This is a genomic window from Trueperaceae bacterium, from assembly GCA_036381595.1.
Classification (GTDB): domain Bacteria; phylum Deinococcota; class Deinococci; order Deinococcales; family Trueperaceae; genus DASVCN01.
Window position 1 is genome coordinate 1 of sequence record DASVCN010000028.1, and the last position, 15,287, is coordinate 15,287.

Annotated in this window: 25 protein-coding genes; 10 read left to right on the top strand and 15 right to left on the bottom strand. The window is 64.1% G+C overall.

All coding sequences use genetic code 11. From position 1 onward, the window contains the following. Positions 1-162 precede the first annotated feature (162 nt). Positions 163-897, bottom strand: coding sequence for a DUF5694 domain-containing protein (locus VF168_10405; GenBank protein ID HEX7004584.1), 735 nt, complete (start codon positions 895-897; stop codon positions 163-165). Between the two features lie 56 nt (positions 898-953). Here VF168_10405 and VF168_10410 point away from each other — a divergent pair, with 56 nt between their 5' ends. Further along, positions 954-1,454: a DinB family protein gene (locus VF168_10410; protein ID HEX7004585.1), complete on the top strand. Its 501-nt coding sequence runs from the start codon at positions 954-956 to the stop codon at positions 1,452-1,454. Positions 1,455-1,535: 81 nt separating this feature from the next. Then, positions 1,536-2,360 carry an isocitrate lyase/phosphoenolpyruvate mutase family protein gene (locus VF168_10415; GenBank protein ID HEX7004586.1) on the top strand — a complete coding sequence of 275 codons (825 nt, stop codon included), beginning with the start codon at positions 1,536-1,538 and terminating at the stop codon, positions 2,358-2,360. 110 nt (positions 2,361-2,470) lie between these two features. Here the strand turns inward: VF168_10415 and VF168_10420 are convergent, their stop codons facing one another. From VF168_10420 to VF168_10445, 6 genes are all read right to left on the bottom strand, one after another. Continuing rightward, complete coding sequence (locus VF168_10420; GenBank protein HEX7004587.1) at positions 2,471-3,535, bottom strand: site-specific integrase; 1,065 nt, start codon at positions 3,533-3,535, stop codon at positions 2,471-2,473. A gap of 169 nt (positions 3,536-3,704) precedes the next feature. After that, positions 3,705-4,082 (bottom strand): type II toxin-antitoxin system VapC family toxin, encoded by a 378-nt coding sequence (locus VF168_10425; GenBank protein HEX7004588.1) that lies wholly within the window; start codon positions 4,080-4,082, stop codon positions 3,705-3,707. An 18-nt stretch (positions 4,083-4,100) separates the two neighbouring features. Beyond that, positions 4,101-4,343, bottom strand: a complete 243-nt coding sequence (locus VF168_10430; GenBank protein ID HEX7004589.1) for a type II toxin-antitoxin system prevent-host-death family antitoxin — start codon at positions 4,341-4,343, stop codon at positions 4,101-4,103. 56 nt (positions 4,344-4,399) lie between these two features. Beyond that, positions 4,400-4,966: an AAC(3) family N-acetyltransferase gene (locus VF168_10435; protein HEX7004590.1), complete on the bottom strand. Its 567-nt coding sequence runs from the start codon at positions 4,964-4,966 to the stop codon at positions 4,400-4,402. Further along, positions 4,938-5,153, bottom strand: a complete 216-nt coding sequence (locus VF168_10440; GenBank protein ID HEX7004591.1) for a DUF3565 domain-containing protein — start codon at positions 5,151-5,153, stop codon at positions 4,938-4,940. The genes VF168_10435 and VF168_10440 overlap by 29 nt, the downstream gene beginning before the upstream one ends. A gap of 19 nt (positions 5,154-5,172) precedes the next feature. Then, positions 5,173-5,712 (bottom strand): flavodoxin, encoded by a 540-nt coding sequence (locus tag VF168_10445; GenBank protein ID HEX7004592.1) that lies wholly within the window; start codon positions 5,710-5,712, stop codon positions 5,173-5,175. Between the two features lie 319 nt (positions 5,713-6,031). Here VF168_10445 and VF168_10450 point away from each other — a divergent pair, with 319 nt between their 5' ends. Further along, complete coding sequence (locus tag VF168_10450; protein HEX7004593.1) at positions 6,032-6,838, top strand: YwiC-like family protein; 807 nt, start codon at positions 6,032-6,034, stop codon at positions 6,836-6,838. Further along, positions 6,835-7,278: a hypothetical protein gene (locus tag VF168_10455; GenBank protein HEX7004594.1), complete on the top strand. Its 444-nt coding sequence runs from the start codon at positions 6,835-6,837 to the stop codon at positions 7,276-7,278. Before VF168_10450 ends, VF168_10455 begins: the two co-directional genes overlap by 4 nt. 18 nt (positions 7,279-7,296) lie before the next feature. On the opposite strand, the gene VF168_10460 is transcribed toward VF168_10455, so the two are convergent. Further along, positions 7,297-7,887, bottom strand: coding sequence for a DoxX family membrane protein (locus VF168_10460; protein HEX7004595.1), 591 nt, complete (start codon positions 7,885-7,887; stop codon positions 7,297-7,299). 79 nt (positions 7,888-7,966) lie between these two features. On the opposite strand from VF168_10460, the gene VF168_10465 reads away from it, so the two are divergent. Next, on the top strand, positions 7,967-8,644 hold the full coding sequence (locus VF168_10465; protein ID HEX7004596.1) for a Crp/Fnr family transcriptional regulator: 678 nt from the start codon (positions 7,967-7,969) through the stop codon (positions 8,642-8,644). Positions 8,645-8,647: 3 nt separating this feature from the next. On the opposite strand, the gene VF168_10470 is transcribed toward VF168_10465, so the two are convergent. From VF168_10470 to VF168_10480, 3 genes are read right to left on the bottom strand one after another with little or no spacing between them, the layout of a single operon-like run. Beyond that, positions 8,648-8,944, bottom strand: a complete 297-nt coding sequence (locus VF168_10470; GenBank protein ID HEX7004597.1) for a metal-sulfur cluster assembly factor — start codon at positions 8,942-8,944, stop codon at positions 8,648-8,650. Positions 8,945-8,990: 46 nt separating this feature from the next. Continuing rightward, positions 8,991-10,247, bottom strand: coding sequence for a hypothetical protein (locus VF168_10475; GenBank protein HEX7004598.1), 1,257 nt, complete (start codon positions 10,245-10,247; stop codon positions 8,991-8,993). Then, positions 10,244-10,480, bottom strand: coding sequence for a DUF2249 domain-containing protein (locus VF168_10480; GenBank protein HEX7004599.1), 237 nt, complete (start codon positions 10,478-10,480; stop codon positions 10,244-10,246). The genes VF168_10475 and VF168_10480 overlap by 4 nt, the downstream gene beginning before the upstream one ends. Before the next feature lie 144 nt (positions 10,481-10,624). Between VF168_10480 and VF168_10485 the strand changes: the two genes are divergently transcribed. The 5 genes from VF168_10485 to VF168_10505 all read left to right on the top strand — a co-directional run bounded on the left by VF168_10485 (position 10,625) and on the right by VF168_10505 (position 12,229). Then, the gene (locus VF168_10485; GenBank protein HEX7004600.1) at positions 10,625-10,945 is read left to right on the top strand and encodes a hypothetical protein; all 321 of its coding nucleotides are present in this window, start codon (positions 10,625-10,627) and stop codon (positions 10,943-10,945) included. 44 nt (positions 10,946-10,989) lie between these two features. Continuing rightward, complete coding sequence (locus VF168_10490) at positions 10,990-11,211, top strand: DUF2249 domain-containing protein (protein HEX7004601.1); 222 nt, start codon at positions 10,990-10,992, stop codon at positions 11,209-11,211. A gap of 114 nt (positions 11,212-11,325) precedes the next feature. Beyond that, the gene (locus VF168_10495; protein ID HEX7004602.1) at positions 11,326-11,529 is read left to right on the top strand and encodes a DUF542 domain-containing protein; all 204 of its coding nucleotides are present in this window, start codon (positions 11,326-11,328) and stop codon (positions 11,527-11,529) included. Continuing rightward, entirely contained in the window at positions 11,526-11,822 is a 297-nt protein-coding gene (locus VF168_10500; protein HEX7004603.1) for a hypothetical protein, read from the top strand. Before VF168_10495 ends, VF168_10500 begins: the two co-directional genes overlap by 4 nt. Then, complete coding sequence (locus VF168_10505; GenBank protein HEX7004604.1) at positions 11,819-12,229, top strand: hypothetical protein; 411 nt, start codon at positions 11,819-11,821, stop codon at positions 12,227-12,229. The genes VF168_10500 and VF168_10505 overlap by 4 nt, the downstream gene beginning before the upstream one ends. Before the next feature lie 143 nt (positions 12,230-12,372). On the opposite strand, the gene VF168_10510 is transcribed toward VF168_10505, so the two are convergent. The 4 genes from VF168_10510 to VF168_10525 all read right to left on the bottom strand — a co-directional run bounded on the left by VF168_10510 (position 12,373) and on the right by VF168_10525 (position 15,211). Continuing rightward, positions 12,373-12,813 (bottom strand): Rrf2 family transcriptional regulator, encoded by a 441-nt coding sequence (locus tag VF168_10510; GenBank protein ID HEX7004605.1) that lies wholly within the window; start codon positions 12,811-12,813, stop codon positions 12,373-12,375. A 194-nt stretch (positions 12,814-13,007) separates the two neighbouring features. Continuing rightward, positions 13,008-14,447: a malonyl-CoA decarboxylase gene (locus tag VF168_10515; GenBank protein ID HEX7004606.1), complete on the bottom strand. Its 1,440-nt coding sequence runs from the start codon at positions 14,445-14,447 to the stop codon at positions 13,008-13,010. Between the two features lie 198 nt (positions 14,448-14,645). After that, positions 14,646-14,984: a metal-sensitive transcriptional regulator gene (locus VF168_10520; protein ID HEX7004607.1), complete on the bottom strand. Its 339-nt coding sequence runs from the start codon at positions 14,982-14,984 to the stop codon at positions 14,646-14,648. Between the two features lie 8 nt (positions 14,985-14,992). Beyond that, complete coding sequence (locus tag VF168_10525) at positions 14,993-15,211, bottom strand: cation transporter (protein HEX7004608.1); 219 nt, start codon at positions 15,209-15,211, stop codon at positions 14,993-14,995. Positions 15,212-15,287: the final 76 nt, after the last annotated feature.

The window sequence follows — 15,287 nt, forward strand, 5'->3', positions numbered from 1 at the left end:
CACGACTGTACGACTTCGAGGACCTGCTCCTCCGCTGCGGTCACTTCCGAAGTCTAGAGGTTAGCAAAGGAGTGGTTACAAGGGTGTCGAACGGGCCGGCAGCCGATCTGAGCGGTCAAGCCGGCGGAACGACTCGACAACCAGTCGATGAGTAGCTGGCTGCTAAGTCCTGAGGTATTCCTCGAGGGGGACCTCGACCAGTTGTGGCGAGCGGCTGATGAGGTCGCGAAGTATTGCGAGGTGGCCCGATCCGATGATCAGGATGATCCTGCCTCCGGGTTCGGCGACCCGCGTAAGGTTCTCGAAGATGGTGGCGTTCCGCTCATACCAGGCAGCGAGCAGATTCGTTCCCAGGTCGTTCTCTTGGTTACCGACCGCGGAGAGCTGCAAGTACCGCGCATGGTCTCTGGCGACGAACGCGGGGTCGTTGAAGTAGTTCAGAGCTTCGAGAAGGGTTGACCTACTCACGAGGTCGGCGTCGTGTCGCTCCTGCACCCTCAGCGAACGCCAGAAGTCTCGGACGAACTCCGGATCGTTCGCTTCTGCCCACCTGAAGAGCGGGTCGAACGGCATATCGACCGCTTGGTCGACAGGCGTGACCCTCTCGAGCTCACAACGGGCGGCGAGGCGGAATCCTATCTGCTCGACCTCGTTCGCCCTCGGTTCGAGCCGGCCCTCTCTGAAGGCAGCGTACCGCTCGTTCAACTCCGCCCGCTCGTCCACGCCTGCTTCTACAGCAACCACGTTCGCCTTGAACCGGGACAAGCGCTCGACGAGCCTGACGATCTCCTGCTGCCTCAATGGCGCTAGGGCATCGAATTCGACCTTGGTGGCGTCGATAGTGTCGCCGAAGTGGAAGGTTCCCAGGAGCAGGAGTTGAGCGGGGCGCGAATCCATCTCTATGGCAGCGTAACTTCATGATGGTTACAGTGCGGACGGGCAAGGAGGCAACCGTGTCAGGAATCGATTTCGTTCTGGAGGCGTTCGATCGCAACGGCAGGGTCAATCGGGCAACGCTGGCTACTCTGAAAATGGATGACCTGGGACACGACGACGGGGCGGGCGGCTACACCGTTGGGCAGCACCTCGCCGACATGGCCGAATTCCGTTACGGCTGGCTTACGAAGGTCTCCCCGCAGCACGCCGAGTCCGTGCCTTCGGTGGCGGACGGCGACCAGTCGAGCTTCTGGTTGACAATCACGAGCATCGAAGAGTTGCAGCGAGCGTTCGACGCCGGCGACGCTGCGGTCCGCGCCGCCGTAACGAGCGCCGTGGACGAGGGCCGCAAGTTCACCGGGGCTTACGAGTCTCATCCCGTGCACTTCCTGGAGCACACCATCGTTCACGACTCCCACCATCGGGGGCAGATCCTGGCGCTCCTGCGCCGAGCCGGCAGGCCCACCGAGGAGCGCATGGAACTCGAGTCGAAGAGCTGGTCGATCTGGCGAGAGTAGCCGCGCATCCGGCATAGATGATCACCGCCCGGATCTGTAGTGCCGGTCATCGGTGACGGCCTGGGCGACTATGCTTCGGACATGCGACAACACGATCTCGCTCGCCGATTTCTCGAGCTCCACGCCGCGCCGGAGCTCCTGCTCCTGCCCAACGCGTGGGACGCCGGCAGCGCCGTCATCTTCGAGCGGGCCGGCTTCGAGGCGATAGGGACGACGAGCGCAGGTATCTCGTACAGCTCGGGTTATCCGGACGGCCAGCAGCTGCCACTGGCCGAGCTCCTGACAGCCGTCGCCCGAATCGCGCGCCGCATCTCGGTGCCCCTCAGCGTGGACGTCGAGGCGGGTTACGGAGCGGAACCTTCCCGGATTGCGGCCAACGTCGCCGAGGTCGTAGCCGCTGGCGCGGTCGGCATCAATCTCGAGGATGGCAGGGTAGACGGGCCGCCCACTCTTGTCGACATCCAGTTCCAGTGCGAGGTCTTGAGCGCGGTCGCCGAAGTCAGGAGTTCGAGCGGAGTGCCTTTCGTCATCAACGCGAGGACGGACAGCTACTGGCTGGGCATCGGTGACGAAACCGAACGCCTGGAGCAGTCCATGACGAGAGGCAACGCCTACCTCGCGGCGGGCGCGGACTGCATCTTCGTACCGGGAGGCTTCGGCCGTGAGACGATCGAGATTCTCGTCCGTGAACTGGCAGGACCGCTAAACGTCATCGCAACTCCTGCCTGCCCGTCCCCGGCGGAACTCGAGGAGATGGGCGTGGCACGACTGAGCCTCGGTTCGGGCCCCGTACGGGCCGTCTTCGGCCTGCTTCGCAAGATCGCATCCGAGGTGCGCGGCGGTTCAGTCGCCTATTCGACCGCCGTCGAGCTTTCCTACGACGAAGCGAACCGCTTGTTCTCCTGATCCTCGAAGCTCTGGCTACACGACTACCGGACGCCTTTTCGCCTTTGGCGACCATCGATGAGAAGATCGCCGGAGTTCACCGCTCTTCCGAAGCGCCCGTCATCGAGCGCTCAGTCGTCATCGAAACCTATCCGCCATCCCCTGACCTCGTTGGTGCCCTCGGCCGCCGCCATGTAGACCTCGGTGCTCGACATGCTGGCGTGGCGCAGGTGGTCGCGGACCTTGCGCAGGTCGCTGGTCTCACGCGCGTAAGCCACGCCCGCATGGTGCCGCAGGCCGTGAACTCCCTTGGTGAACGGCGGCACCTCCTTGCCCTGCACGACGAAGGCGTCCGTCCAGAGGCGTTCCAGTCGTTTGTAGAGGCTGGACCTGGAGCGCGTGTCGAGGATGAAGCCGCTGGCCCGGCCGGCGGGGAAGAGCGCGCCCCTCAGCTTCCGAAGGTTCTCCAGCAGCTGCTCGCTCATCGTCACGCTGGCGGTGGTCCCGCCCTTGCCGAACTTCACCGTGAGCCGGCCGCGGTGGAGGTCGACGTCCTCCCAACGGAGCGCCAGCATCTCGGAGGCGCGCAGGCCCCCGTGGGCACCCAACAACAGGATCAGCCGGTCGTCCCAGTCGTTGCACACCTTGGCCATCATCGCCAACTCCTGCGGCGTGTACGACTTCTCGCGCGCCCGTTCGACTGCCTTCGAGCGCAGCTTGGGAAGAGTGACGTCGTCGAACGGATCGGCATCCGTGACTTCGGTCCAGCGCAGAGCGTCGTACAGGGCTTTGGCAGCCGAGACTCGAGAACGAACCGAGGCCGGCGACAGCGGTTTGTACTTGAGCCGCCTGCCGTCCTCGTACTTGTTCCGGTCGTTCGCATCGACGGGCCGGTCGGGCGCCATCAGGTCGAGGACGTACAGTTCGGCGTCCTCCCGCCTGGGCCTCAGCAGGTTGACGCCGCTCCAGGCATCCAGCAGCGTCATCACGCCCTTCCGATAAGAACTGATCGTGTGACGTGAGACCTGCCTGCGCGTCAGATAGGCCTCGGTGAGTTCCCAGAGCGCCTGGTGATCGCGCTCGTTCACCGCTCGCGCCGCGAAGTGCCTGCGGTCCTCACTGCTCATGCTGAGCAGAGAGCGGGCTCGCTCGAGGCTCGAGGTGAGGGATCTGCTCAGTTCGTTCGACTTTGCCACGACGCCCACCTTCTTGGAACCGCTCACGAGGCCGCCAGAGGCAGAGGCCCGGCGCTCTCTTCCCCACCCGCTCCTAGTGGAATCATAATACACATTATGTTTCCACAAGACCAGGGGAGAGGCCGGAGGCGCAGATCATCACCTGACTTCCTCGATTCGCCTACGGCCATTAAGGGTGGAACTCTACTATGTCGAGTTGGTCGATAGCCTCGAAGTGTTTCACGTTGCCGGTCGCCAACTTCAACCCGTGTTCGAGAGCGGTACCTGCTATTAGGGCGTCTGCGAGCTGCAGCGAGTGGCTCAGGAAATGCTGCTCTACGAGAAACGATGCTCTGTCGCTGATCGACTCTGAAATGGGATGAATCGGCAGCTCCCATTCCCGGAGTTGACGCTGGAGGGTCCGTAACTCACTCTTGCTTCGCATCCCCTGGACCAGCTCCATATAGGTAACGGCCGAAGCGGCGATGCCACTGGTGTCGTGAAGAAACCTCGCAGCAGGCACGTGGCCACGCAGATACCAGATCAGGATGTCAGTATCGATCAGCATGTCGGTTTGCCTGCGAGGTCAGAAGCGGCCCTTTCGGAGTCGATCGACATACTCGACTACGTTCTCCGTGGCCTCGTGATCACTCCACATCCCGAACAAGGGCGAGTTGCCAAAGTCGGGCATCGATCTCTTCTTCACACCGATGGCCGTCATCTTGGCTCTTGGCTTGCCCCGATAGGTGACGATCACTTCCTCGCCGCGCTCAACCGCGTCCAGGATCCGCTTCGTGTCAGATCGCAACTCCTTGGCTTTTACTTCCATTTCGACTCCAGTCAAGTGACACTCTAGAGTATACACTATGACACGTCGGCGCCGGCTCAACCTGATAGGAATGGCCCGCCCTGCACCGCATCGTTGCAACGATCGCACTCGCGGTTACCGCAGTGGGTAATTTCCGGGTTCGAACGGATGGCTTCGGTAGCCAGGGAGAGCGCATCACTAGCGGGATAGACGGTCCAGCCACTCTCCCCCACGACCATCCGGCGAGCGCAACTCTCCAGCACGGGCTGGAACTTTCCGAACCCCTCTGAACAGCCGCCAACCGCGGCCGCAGCGGGCTCTCCGTTCCGATCGTTGGCCCAGCGCCGGAACAGGGTACGGCCGGCCTGCTCCTCGGCCAGGTGAATCAGCGTCATCCGGTCCAGGCTTACGCCCATCAGCACTACGAACCCGCCACATTCGGCCAGCTCTCTCAAGGGCGCATACACATCCATCCATGTCTGTACGGAGACCAGTCTCTCGGCAAGAGGCCCTACCGCAGAGAACGAGTCGAGCGGGTGGTCGCCTCGAACGCGCGAGTTGAACGAGCAAGAGTAGTTTCTTGCGTCCCCTTCGAGCGCTATCGATGATCTGAAGTTACCTGATGGCCTGACCCGTCTCCGCACACGTCTTGCACAAGAGTCGGCGTCCCAGGAACCGTCTGCGGCCCTCTGCCGTGAGCACCCATTCCCGAGTGACCCAGGGCGGGTCGTGCCTCACGTGCCTGGTGTGGCCACACTCGAGGTCTGCCACCCAGTGACCCTCCTCATCCTGATGGAAGCCGACGATCGCACGCTCGAATACCTCGCCCACGGGCCGATACTACGGCAGCTCAGAGGGCCGCAGGCAGGGCGGGGACGAGACCGAGCTCCTCGACCAGCTGAGCGGTCCAACGCTCGATCCGGTCCTCGTTCAGCTCGATCTGGCAGGTGTAATCGAGCGCCAGGCCCACGAACTCGTCGCCTCGCAGCGCCAATGAGGCATCGAACTCGTAGCCGTCAGTCGGCCAGAGACCCACGAGTTGGGCGCCGCGCGCCTCGAGCTTCTCTGCGATTATCCCTAGGGCGTCCTGGAAGGTGATCGGATATCCCAACTGGTCACCAGACCCGAACAACGCCACCCGTTTGCCGCCAAGGTCCAGCGAGTCGAGCTCGGGTAGTTTGTCGAACCAGTCGTCCTGGATTTCGCCCTCGTTCCAGGTCGAGCAGCCCACCAGGATGACGTCGTACGACTCGAGGTCGCTCAGGTCGGTCCGGCCGACCTCTCGGAGTACCGGTTCAACGCCCGACAGCGTCTCGACCCTCGTAGCGATCCTGTCCGCGGCATCGGCCGTGTCCCCGTAAGTGCTCCCGTAAACGATCAGCATCCGCATCCAGCAGCAGCCTAAGACGCGGGCCGGACTCCTGCCCATGATTCAGGTCATGGCTGTGTCGGCGCACTGCGAGTCAAGCTGGCCTCCGTGAAGAGCGGCAGGCGAAGAAAGCCGGCGGCCGGCGGGCGACCGAGCGAGATGAGGATCGACGAGGCGAGATGCACCGAGTGCGGCGCCTGCTTCGACCTTTCCACTGTGATCGTGAACGACCCGCAGCACATCCCCATCTTGGCGATCACCCTCGAAGCGATGGCCGAGTGCCCCGTTGGAGCCATCGTCTGGCGTGAGGGGGTCGCGTGAACGTCGAGGCCGGCAGCTAGTGGCGGTAACGGCGAAGAGACCTAGCGTACCCCTGAAGACGGTTGCTCTCCCGAACGAGCACGGCGCCTGGGCGTTCCTGCTCGAGCCTGCCTTGCTGGGACTGCTGCTGGCGCCCTCACTGGCGGGCGCGTCGCTGGGGGTCGCTGCCCTGGGCGCGCTTCTCACCCAACATCCGCTCAGCCTCGTCCTGGCCGACCGACGGAGGGGCAAGACCTACCCGAGAACCGGCCTTGCCCTGCGGTTCGTCCTCTTCTACGCGCCGGTGGCCGGCGCCGCGCTGCTGACGGCCGTTCTGCTTCGAGGAGAGGTCGCCTTCCTCTTCCCCGCTCTGGTCGTCGCCCCGCTGGCGCTGGTGCAACTCGTCCTCGATGCCCGCAACCGGGGTCGGTCGCTCGGCGCAGAGCTGTGCGGGGCGAGCGCCGTTTCGGCCCTCGCTCCAACCATCCTGCTGGCTGGGGGCAGCGAACTCGTGCCTGCCATGGCTATCTGGCTCCTGCTCCTGGCACGTAACCTCTCCTCGATCCTCTACGTGCGGGCCCGCCTCAGGCTCGAGTACGACCGCCCGGCCGGTTTGACGGTCCCGGTCGCTGCTCAGTTCGGTGCCCTGATGGTCGTCACCGCTCCCGTCGTGACCGGTGTCCTCCCATACGCGGCGCTGATGGCCATCGTCGTTCTGGCGGTCCGGGCACTGCTGGGCCTCTCGAAGTATCGCCGGGCCACCCAGCCCAAGTACGTCGGTATGCGGGAGCTTGCTTTCGGGCTACTCCTCGTGGCGCTCACCGCAGCGGGTACGGTCTTCGGGTGAGCCGCTACGAGTATCTGCTCGTCAAAGCCGCCCTCGTGTACCTGGTACTCACCGGGCTGCTCGGGGTAGCGTTCCTGATCGAACCGACGCTCGCCGGTTTCTTCCGCGTTACCCACGTGCATCTGGGAGTGATCGGTTTCTTCCTGTCGATGGTTATGGGGGTCGCCTACTGGATGATGCCCAGACCCGGCCAACTGAAGCAGGAGGGCCTCGAAGCCCTCACCTTCTATCTGCTCAACGCGGGGCTGGTACTTCGCATCATCGCCGAGCCCTGGTGGCGGTACAGCGGTGATCCTCTTCCCCACTGGCTGTCGATCTGTTCGGGCCTGCTGCTGTTGGCTGCGATCGTCACCTTCGCGGTCGCGATGCAGGCGCGGGTGAAGACCAAGGAGATGATCCTCGAGTTGAGGAGTAGGCGCGAGGCCACCGAACAGGGTTGAGATCGCACGCCAGGCATATCAGCCTGCCGAGGTTCTGCGCCTGAGGCTCCTTCCCCGAGGAGCCCCCAGCCAGGGCAAAACCCAGTAGTCGAGGCCCCAGTAACCGGCCACGCGCCAGGCGAGGACCAACCAGGTCGCCAGGATGAACATCACCGGGTTGCTCGAGACGGTTCCGGCAAGCAGGAAGCTTGCATTCAGGAACCCGCCCAGGAAGGCGCTCACGCCGGTGAGGAAGCCCAGTAGCAGGGCGAGGCCCACCAGCAGCTCGCCGAACGCAACCAGGTGGCCCATGACTGAGGCGTTCGGCAGGAACAGGTTCTCGATGAGCCAGGCGTACCATCCTGCTACGCTCGGATGATCGCCGCTCGAGAGGGTCAGCGCGCGGCCGAGGAAGCCGCGAACGGCTCCGCCGGCCTCGGGTCCCACCCAGGCAGGGTCGGTGACCTTGCCCAGTCCCGAGCTGAGCCACAGCCACCCCAGGTAGAGGCGCACCAGGGTCCAGAACGGTACCGATGCCTTGCTGGCGAAGACAAGTTTGCTGATGCGCGGTTCGGGATAGATACGGGCTGCGGTCGTGCTGCGGGTGCTCATCGAGTTGACCCCTTTCACTTCAGATCATCATCCCGAGGCTACATGTGCGCAGGTTATGAAAGTCCCGTTCCTGCTTCACTCCGGTTACTCTTGAGGGGTGCGCCTCGACAACGCCCAGGTTCTCGCGCGTTGCCCCCTCTTCGCTCAACTTCCCGACGAGGACATAGAGGCCCTGGCAGCGATCGCTACCCGGTTGCGATTGGAGAAGGGGCAGAGCATCTTCATGGCCGGTGAGCCAGCAGAGGCGCTGCGGGTGGTAGTCACCGGTTCCCTCAAGGTATTCGTGATCTCGCCGCAGTCTGGCCGGGAGCTGGTACTGACCGTTGAGCGGCCGTTCAGTTCGGTGGCCGAGTTGCCCAGCTTCGACGAAGGGGTTTATCCGGCGAGCGCCGAGGCGCTGGAGGAGTGTGAGCTGTTGGTGCTGCCCGATGCGGCCCTCAAGCAGGTTCTTAGGGAGAGGCCGGACGTCGCGCTTCACCTGCTCCGCACCCTGGGCAGGAGGCTGAGGCGGCTCGTCGAACTCGTCGAGCAGCTCTCCTTCCAGGAGGTGGTTCAACGCCTGGCGGGACACCTGCTCGACCGCGCCGCTGCCGGTCTTCCCTTCGAGCTGGAGACCAACGGTGAGATCGCCGGTCGACTTGGCACGGTGCCGGAGCTGGTCAGCCGCAACCTGTCGCGACTGCAGAACTCCGGGATGGTGACTATGCAGCGGCGCACGGTCACCGGTATCGATGACGCCGGGTTGCGGGCCATGGCCGATTCCGCCGGTCGTTAGAGCTCAGATCCAGTGCAGCCGGCGCCTGCCCTCGTCGGTCATCATCTCTGGAGACCAGGGCGGGTCCCAGACGATCTTCACGTCCACGAACTCGACGCCCGGGAGCCGTTCCAGGGTAAGGAGCACGTCCTTCTCGATGGTCCCGTGCATCGGGCAGCCGGGCGTGGTCAGGCTTATGGTCGCTTCGATGTTCCTGGCTATCACCGCAACCGAGTAGACGAGGCCGAGATTGACCAGATCGACACCCAGTTCGGGGTCGATTACGTCGCCGAGCGCTTCGAGGACCTGCGAAGCCGGCACGACCGGGTTGAGTTCCGTTATCTCGACTGCGATCCCGGTCGCCTCCTCATGCCGCCGCGGGTTCCGCCGCAGGCGCTTCCAACGAGTGGTCGCCGAAGACGATCCAGAACGCCTGAACCAGCTGGGACCAGGCGGCGACCGCGAACAACGTGGCACCGATGGTGGCCACGAGTGGGCTGGCCACCACCCGCGTCGCGACGACCAGCGGGACGGAGACGGTGATGCACCAGAAGGTGCACCGATCCAGCCAACCGAGAGCAAGTTCACCAAGCAGCGGAACCCTGGCTCGTCCTACCAATGCTCCGTAGCGGTGCTGCCAGGTGAGGAAGCCGAGGATCTTCGAGTACATCCCGACTATCGACAGAGTGACGAAGCCGAACAGTATGGCCGCCACCGCGGCCGGAGCAGGACCGACGGCTGAGAACAGTGCGGTTGGCACCAGCAACACGGGTGCCAGGACGAAGAGCCTGAGCGGAAGGCCGAGCTTGCGCCTCACGCGCTTGCGCACGATGGCGATCACGTCCAGGAGGAAGAGGATCACGGCGGCGATGAGCGCGAGCCCGGCGAATTCCAGAAGCGGGAGACCTGTGAACGTCTGGATAGCCAGGAGCGCCAGGCCAACGTGCACCGCTCCCGTGAGGAGACGCAGCCGCTTCTGCGACACGCCGTGGCTCAGGACGAACATCCCCAGCAACTTGTGTCCCGCTCCAGCGATCGCGAGGAAGAAGGTACCGAAGAGGCCGAGCCCAAGATGCAACAGCGTCGGGTTGCCGAGCGCGTCGGCCAGGGCCGGTATCCGCCGGCTCAGGGCTACGAGGACTCCGGCTGCGGCCGTCGCCGTGAGATACATTGCGGCGGCGAGCATGGCAGCACCGACCGCGTCCCGCGAGGTGGCGCTTCGGCTCGTGCGCCAGACGTTGTAGGCGAAGACCAGGAGCCCGCAGACGGCGAGGCTGCCACCAGTTGCCAGCAGCCAGACTCGGTACCCCGTGGCGAACCCTATGACCACTCCTGCACTACCGGCCAACAGCAGCCAGTAGGTCACCGTTCCCAACCGGGCGGAGTGCAGCTGCGTGACCAGGACCACCGGCATCAGCTGGTGCATCGCACCGACCAGCACCATGGAGGCGAACCCGAGCGTTAGCGTGTGAACCACCGCTAGCGCTGCAGGCGTTGCGTAGTAGCCAAGCAGCAGTTCCGGGTCGAGCGCGAGCGCCGTGGCCGCGGCGGCAAGGGATGCTGCCCCCGTCAACAGGAAGCGCGCCGGTACCCAGAAAGGGACAGCGTTCGCTCGGAGATTCACGGCGCTGGACTAGCGGCCGGCTTCAGGATCTCTACCTGCGTGCTGCCGTCATCCTGCGGGTGCACATGGTACTCAGCGCCCCGCTCCTCCAGCTGAGGAAGCAGGTAGATAGGCACCCGGTCGTTGTGGATCACCAGCCTCCCGCCGGGAAGCAGGCGCTCGTAAGCTTCGAGCGTCCGCACCATTGGCATGGGCGGTTCGAGGCCGCGGTTGTCGAGGATCTCTCCGTCCATCGCCCGGAGTCTAGGCTCGCTCACCGCCCAGCTCCCATGACCCAGGTCATGGAGGAGCGGGTCCCTGAGGCGTCAAGATCCGGCCATGAGAACGTCCCAGACAGCCCGAGCACGACATCACCGCCAAGTCGCGGAGCTGTTCCCATGCCCCTCATAAAGGCTCTGGCGCGCCGCAAGTTCCTGGAGAACGGCCCGGCCCCGCAGGTTCTCAACATGGGGACCAACCTCGCCAGCATGCTGCTGTGCCTCAAGCATGGCCAGACGCTCGAGGCACCGGCCAGCGACGCCAGTGAGACTCTTTTCTGCGTTCTCGCCGGAAGTGGCTTCGTGCGGGAGGGCTCCGAGGAGCACGCCGTCGAAACGGGCGACGTTGTTCACGTATCCGCAGGCGACACCAAGGCGCTGATCGCCGGCGAGGGTGAGCTCAGCGTCCTGGGAGTCCGTTATCTGAAAGGGCGTTCTTGAAGCACCAGGGCCTTGGGGCCAAGGTGCGGGAAGGCAGGAAAGAAGTGCAGAAGTTCGATGTCCGTGAGATCATCCCCCGCGAGCGTCACGCGAAGATCTTCAAGCTTTTCGACGGCCTCGAGTCGGGCCAGGCGTTCGAGCTCATCAACGACCACGATCCGAAGCCGCTCTACTACCAGTTCCAGATGGAGCGGCCGGGCCAGGCCTCCTGGGAGTATCTCGAGGAGGGACCTGAGACATGGCGCGTTAAGGTAGGCCGGGTCTGAGCTACCGCTAACTCCTCATGCCTCCGGGAGGGCGGTCTCAGGCGGCCGCCCTCCTTGCTGTCTGGTTGACCCAGGTCATGGAGCGGGAGAGCACCGTGGAGCGAAAATCTGCTTATGGCAAGCCCTCTCGATCAGATAACGCGCGAGACTTCGGTCAACCGGATCCTGGAACTCGCCCCCGACGCAATCGTAGTCCTCGATGAGTTCGGTATCGACAGCTGCTGTGGTGGCAGCCTCTCCCTGGGTGAGGCCGCCCAGGAGGCAACGGTCGACGCGGACCTGGTCCTGTCGCGATTGACGAGCAGGTACCAGGAGTGAACCTCCTGGATCAGGCTCAGTACGGCGACCGACGGCACACGCGGATCCTCTCCTCTTCGGCGGAAGCCAAACTGGTCCTCTTCAGCCTCGCGAACGGGCAGGAGGTGAAGGGCCGGGGCGAACCGCGAGTCCACATGATCGCCCTCGAGGGGCGCGGTTCGCTCTGGGCCGGCGAGAACAGGATCGACGCGAAGGCCGGCACGATGATCCAGGCCGAGCCCGGCGAGGCCCACGGAGCTGCAGCTGCAGACGGCAACTTCCTGGTTCTGGGGATCATCACTCCCGGCTCGTGATAACCGCCAGCCGGGTGGCTCTGGCCAGCTCCCTGACCTACTTCCTGCTGGCCAACACGTTGGGGCTGCTGATGGGTTCGGGTCTAGTCGGTTACGTGTGGCGACCGGCGCACGCTCACCTGAACCTGCTCGGGTTCGTGAGCATGATGATTTACGGCGTGGCCTATCATGCTCTGCCGCGCTTCAGCGGCAGACCGTTCAAGCGTCCCCGGCTGGCGCTGACCCAGATCGTCCTCGCCAACATCGGCCTGCTGGGAATGGCGCTCGTGTGGGGACTCGCGCTGCCCCCCGCCCTGTTCGCGCTCTGGGGCGGGATCGAGTACCTCTCCAGCCTGCTCTTCGTCTTCCTCATAGGTGAACTGCTGCTGCCCGAACGGGGTAGCGTCGGAGGACGCGGCCTCGGTTGAACTCGACTGGAGCGCGCTCGAACGGATGCCAGCGACTCCACTTTTTGTACGAGCGGCGACGGGCTGCGCCTCGGACAGGTCGCGCTGTCCTTGCGCCTGGCCGGCACCAAACGACGCGCGCAGGCTCTCTGCCTGCTGTCGACTCAGCTCGCTTGGCTGAGTACCGGCTTCACGCCTTTGCAGAGTTGCGCCATCTTCACTTCGGAGAGCACCTCGCGGATCTGCAGCGTGGTCGCGAGCCAGGCCAGCTTGAGGTTGCAGCCGCCCACACGCTGCTGGGTAGCGCACTGCTTCTTCGTCTGGCAGGTGTCGAGGATGAGCTTGCCCGACACGCCCTCGATGATGTCGAGCATCGAAAGCCGGTCCACCTCGACCTTGAGGGAGAGACCGCCGGAGCGGCCCATCCGGCTCTCCACCAGATCGGCCTGGACGAGCTTGCGGATGACCTTGGCGGTGAAGGCCGGGGGCAGCTGCAGTCTTGCGGCGATCTCGGCCGTACTGATGCCCGGGTTCTCGGCGATCTGGATGACGGCGTGGATAGCGTAGCTTTCGTCCCGTTTGAGGAGGGTGCGTAGTGCGTCCATCTGCCCTATCTTACCCTTGCTACTCCAAGTTTCGGCACTTCCTCATCGACGGTGCGCGGATTTGTGTTGTCCAGCCCGGAGTAAACGGTGAACCAGGCTGCCGCCTTCACCTCTTACTCGGATGAAGAGCGCCGAGTAGCACGTGGCGAGGCACCGTTGGCGTGACGGGGAGGGTTGCCGATCCGCTGCGGTTATCATTCCTTGGCAACGCCTTCACGCCGATCGCTTCTATCCAGCTTTAGGATCGCGTTCGAAGCAGCGACCTCGCCTGCGAAGAAGAGCTCGTAGTTCTCCTCGAGGCGGTCGATCTCGTAAAGGTAGTTCACCATCATGCCGAACGACTCGGCCAGCCCCTTCTCGGACGTGTCAGCGAGCCAGTTGAGCCGCTCGACCTTGGCGCCGTTGAAGATATGGAATCGTTCGACCGGGTCACGCGGCTTGCCCACCTGGTTCCGTTCATGGAGCAGGTAGTGCGTGCAGAGCCGCATCAACGGTTCCTCCAGGGCGGCCGATATCGTCTCGTCCTGGTACCAGTCGTTACCTTCGAGCAGCTCGCTCAGGCTCTCTGCCCCGGAGACCGCTGCATGCAACCTGCCGACCCGCCCCTCCTCATCGAGCAGCTCCTCTGCCCTGCCCTCGGCCAGCGCGGCCAGCAGCCAGCGCCGGAAGCCGGGAATAGGTGAGAGAGTCACGAAGGTCCTGAGACCGGGATGCTGGCGGGCGAGCCGATCGGTCACCTGCTTGAGCAGGAAGTTCCCGAAGCTGATTCCACGCAGACCCTGTTGAGTGCTCGAGATCGAGTAGAAAACGGCCGTGTTGGCCTTATGGGGATCTATCACCGGAGCGGCCAGATCGAGGAGGTCGTGGATCCGACTAGGGATCCCCTTCGTAAGCGCCACTTCGACGAAGATAAGAGGCTCGTTGGGGATCTTCGGGTGGAAGAAGGCGTAGCAGCGCCGGTCTTCGTCGAGTCGATTCTTCAGGTCGTCCCAGGACCGTATCGCGTGAACCGCCTCGTAGGCCACCAGTTTCTCGAGTAGCGAGGCAGGCGAGTCCCAGCTAATGTCTTCGAAGGTGAGCAGACCTACGTCGAACCACGCCTCGAAAAGCGACTTGAGGTCGTGGTCGAGCTCGCGGAGCGAAGCGTCCTCCTTCAGGAACGAAAGCAGGTCGGCGCGGAGATCGACGAGGAACTTGAAGCCCTCGGGAAGCGAGTTGAACATCTTGAGGAGATGAACGCGCGGCGGCCTGAGCGCCTCCTGGAGGCGGGCGTAGCTCTCGCTTCCGGGCTCGTGCAGGTACGCTTCCACCGCTGTGGACACTAGTCGCGGATCGAGTCCGAACTCCTCGGTAAGCAGTCTGAGGAAGCGCTTGCGCCCCACTTCACTTAGGGTCAGATACAGGTAGCCGAGCTTCGCGGCCTCGGCCCTCGCCGCAGTTTCGATCCCTTGCTCCTCGATACAGTCGATCATGAGGTTGCGGAGTTTCCCGAGGTCGGGGTCCGGGAGGTCGGGCCTGATCGCCCGGCTTGTCGAGTTCCGGCCGAATGCCAGCTCCCGCCACACGCTCCTGATGCTGGTTAGTGCTCGGTTCAAGAACGGCCGCGGTACCCTGGCCTGGGTCTCGATCTCCACAGCTGCTGCCTCCTCCTCCGGTCGGGCAACCAGGTCCCCCGATCTCCAGCTCAGTACCGGGGCGAACCCCAGCACCAAGATAAGGGTTGCTGCCGACCGGATGAAGTCGAACGTGGGTGGCGGGATCGCGACTGCGATTAGAACGGCCGCCCCGTGTAGGACCGCCGCATCGCGCAGTTCGAGTGTGCTGAGCCTGAACTACCGCCCGCCGCGGTACTTGAGCGCCTCCATGAGTTCGTCGACGATCTGCTCGGTATCGCCTCTGAGGATGGCGGTAGAGACGTGATCGCGGATGTGCGACCTGAGTACCTTCTCGTTGACCTTGCTGATGGCGCCCTGGACAGCGCTGAGCTGCTTCATCACGTCGACGCAGTAGATGCCCGGGTCTTCGAGCATCCGAAGTACTCCCTCGAGATGCCCACGGGCCCCCTTCAGCCGCCTGACCGCGTCCTTGCGAGTCTCGTCATCCAGGTGGAGGCAGTCGGCCCCATGAGGCGCGGCAGCTTCGTTGGCTGACCCGGGCTGCGCCGCGTCCATCCGGTCCATCAGTGCCGAGCGGTTCCGGTTCCCGCTGCGGTAGCCTGGTAGCCTTCTTCCTGCACGGCAGCAACCAGCGCTTCGAGGTCGGCGTCGCCTTCGACTTCCGCGGTCCCGCTGGCCAGATCGACGCGCACCTGCTCCACGCCATCTACCGACTTCAGGGCCGACTCCACCGCCGCCTGGCAGTGCCCGCACGACATCCCACCGATCTTCAACTGAGTCATCGAGTTCTCCTCTCGCCACCCACTCCGGGTGGGGTGACTGTCTGACTTCGAGAATAGCATGCTGACTCCGATAGGA

Bases quoted from the DNA above. Each gene is read 5' to 3' on its own strand.
- VF168_10485 (HEX7004600.1), top strand. From the start codon at position 10,625: ATGCCCCTCATAAAGGCTCTGGCGCGCCGCAAGTTCCTGGAGAACGGC.
- VF168_10480 (HEX7004599.1), bottom strand. From the start codon at position 10,480: ATGGACGGAGAGATCCTCGACAACCGCGGCCTCGAACCGCCCATGCCA.
- VF168_10495 (HEX7004602.1), top strand. From the start codon at position 11,326: ATGGCAAGCCCTCTCGATCAGATAACGCGCGAGACTTCGGTCAACCGG.
- VF168_10525 (HEX7004608.1), bottom strand. From the start codon at position 15,211: ATGACTCAGTTGAAGATCGGTGGGATGTCGTGCGGGCACTGCCAGGCG.
- VF168_10405 (HEX7004584.1), bottom strand. From the start codon at position 897: ATGGATTCGCGCCCCGCTCAACTCCTGCTCCTGGGAACCTTCCACTTC.
- VF168_10425 (HEX7004588.1), bottom strand. From the start codon at position 4,082: ATGCTGATCGATACTGACATCCTGATCTGGTATCTGCGTGGCCACGTG.
- VF168_10520 (HEX7004607.1), bottom strand. From the start codon at position 14,984: ATGGACGCGGCGCAGCCCGGGTCAGCCAACGAAGCTGCCGCGCCTCAT.
- VF168_10430 (HEX7004589.1), bottom strand. From the start codon at position 4,343: ATGGAAGTAAAAGCCAAGGAGTTGCGATCTGACACGAAGCGGATCCTG.
- VF168_10415 (HEX7004586.1), top strand. From the start codon at position 1,536: ATGCGACAACACGATCTCGCTCGCCGATTTCTCGAGCTCCACGCCGCG.
- VF168_10510 (HEX7004605.1), bottom strand. From the start codon at position 12,813: ATGGACGCACTACGCACCCTCCTCAAACGGGACGAAAGCTACGCTATC.
- VF168_10445 (HEX7004592.1), bottom strand. From the start codon at position 5,712: ATGCGGATGCTGATCGTTTACGGGAGCACTTACGGGGACACGGCCGAT.